This window comes from Granulicatella sp. (assembly GCF_057274575.1).
Map to the genome: position 1 here is coordinate 1 of NZ_DBHISP010000040.1, position 2,206 is coordinate 2,206.

The window sequence follows — 2,206 nt, forward strand, 5'->3', positions numbered from 1 at the left end:
AATTCAAATATGAGAAGCTGATGAAAGATATTAAGCATCTAGACGAATCCATTACTCAGTATGAAGAGATGCATGCTCGTCAAGATTTGCAGGCGTTTAAGGAATTACTAGATGCAACAAAAAGCTTATTGGCGGAGCATTCAAGTAGAGACCGCAGTATGGGAAGTTATCAATCGGGTGCCTTTGGAAAACTACCCTCTGTACAACGGTTTATGGTAGCCTATGAACAAGTGACAGCCCAACTAAATGATCGTATGGGCATTATTCAAGCAGCTCTTGAACGTGATCAAGTGCGCATGGAGGCACTTCATGCCGAAGAACGAACCAAGCAAGGGCTCATGAATCTCGTCTTTGGTGTCTTGACGGTTCTAGCCGGTGTCTCGGCGCTAGTCATGTCCGGAGGGACTGCCTTGCCGATTGTGGCGCCGATGCTTAAGATTGCGGGAGTTGGAATGTATCTTCTAGGTTCATCGAACTCATTTGAAGGGGCCCAAAATATAATTTTAGGCTCCATAGGAGATGGCAAAACAGTAGCTTTTAATCCAATTAGAGATACGATATTCTTTGGGAATGCAGAACTTTATAATCATGTAGGCCAAGTGTTCTCATTAACAACAGGGGTGTTAATACCAATTGCCCAGACGCAAAGTATTGCCCAAGGACTCTCGCAGTTCTTCTGGGGGACAGTCGGAGGTATAGCAACTGGGCAAGCAGCCTATCACGGGACAAAACTTCTCGGTGGAAACGAAGAAACCGCACAGTTGATGAACTTATTAGGGAACTTTGTAGGTGGACATAAATTTTCTAAAGTTGCTGAGAATTTCAGCTTGAATACGATTCGAGTTCCAAAAGTAACAAATAAGAACGTTCAGCCGTCTAGTAATCTAGACCGTGTATTGAAATTAGATCGTAATACTGCGTTAGGAATAAAGAATATTATCGAAGCGGAAGGTTATTCTTTGAAAGAATTTTCTGACCTATTACCCCCAGAAAAGGTATTAACTGCTGAGCAGGAAGCGTTGGTGAGAAAAGTTCGTGAAATTATAGGAAAACCTGAGAAAGGCACTTTAATGGCGAAGATTATTCCCTTTGAAAATGTGGATGAGATTATTAAAGGGATAAAAAAAGAGATTTACGGTTTTGTTTCTGCTAAAGAACATTCTGACGCTTTAGGTACATTAAATGAGGTATATAAAGGGAATCGATTAGATTATCCTGAAACACCATTTACACGAAATGGAACTAAATATTACGCTAAAATAATTTTTTCTCTAGATGATCCCGAAAACTTAATGATACCTTATAAAGAGAACTATTCAGGTGTGGATCCGTTTACAGGAAGAGGCTTTACAGGGGCTAAAGAAATTATTTTACCTGAGTATCGATTTATTAAGGGACATTCGTATCGTGGGGGCGATATGATAAATATTTATAATAGAAGTGGTGAAGTAGTTCAACAATTCATTTTTGATGCACTCAATGATACGTGGAAACTTACTAAATAGGAGGTGCCTATATGGACGGAATTTACAAAGGAAAGAAATATAGAGTCGTTAAAGATTCTACATCCTTTTGGTTAGTCAGCCGGGAAAAAGAAGAAGGATTTGAAGAGTATATCGATATTGTTGGGGAAAGAAATCCAGATATTTTTGTTAAAAATGTGGATATCCATGAACTAGATTATCTTTATAAAATGTCGTATGAAATTCGATACAAAGGGCATTTTTATATATTCGAGAATGGAGCTTTTACAAAGAGAGCAATTGCAGAAGAAGCATTTTATATTTTATCAGATGATATTAGTAATCCGGAATTCTTTGAATCTCTAGGATTTACTCGTTCTGATAAATTTTATTTTGACAAGAAGATTAGTCGTTCAGATATTGAAGCAATAAAAATCATTGAAGAACCATTGGGAATCTTCAAAGACCAAGGCTTGAAAGTTAAAGTCCTCAAAGGAAAAGACATTGATGATTTCTTAGCTTCTGTCAAAGACTAAAGATGGAAACACATGAATCCTAAGTTGATGAGACTTAGGATTTTTATTATATATATTAACAATAAGGTAATTTAAAAAAGGAACTAGTCACACAAAAACGAAATTCACGTATGAGAAGCTGATGAAAGATATCAAGCATCTAGACGAATCCATTACGCAATATGAAGAGATGCATGCTCGCCAAGATTTGCAGGCGTTTAAGGAATT

General features: G+C 37.4%; 1 protein-coding gene and 1 pseudogene. Both read left to right on the forward strand.

Features of this window, described 5'->3' with window-relative positions; translation table 11 throughout:
• A pseudogene (locus tag ACO5V7_RS08850) lies at positions 1-1,505 on the forward strand (hypothetical protein); the annotation flags it as partial.
• Positions 1,506-1,516: 11 nt separating this feature from the next.
• Complete coding sequence (locus ACO5V7_RS08855; protein ID WP_485485892.1) at positions 1,517-1,999, forward strand: hypothetical protein; 483 nt, start codon at positions 1,517-1,519, stop codon at positions 1,997-1,999.
• Positions 2,000-2,206 lie beyond the last annotated feature (207 nt).

Bases quoted from the DNA above. Each gene is read 5' to 3' on its own strand.
- ACO5V7_RS08855 (WP_485485892.1), top strand. From the start codon at position 1,517: ATGGACGGAATTTACAAAGGAAAGAAATATAGAGTCGTTAAAGATTCT.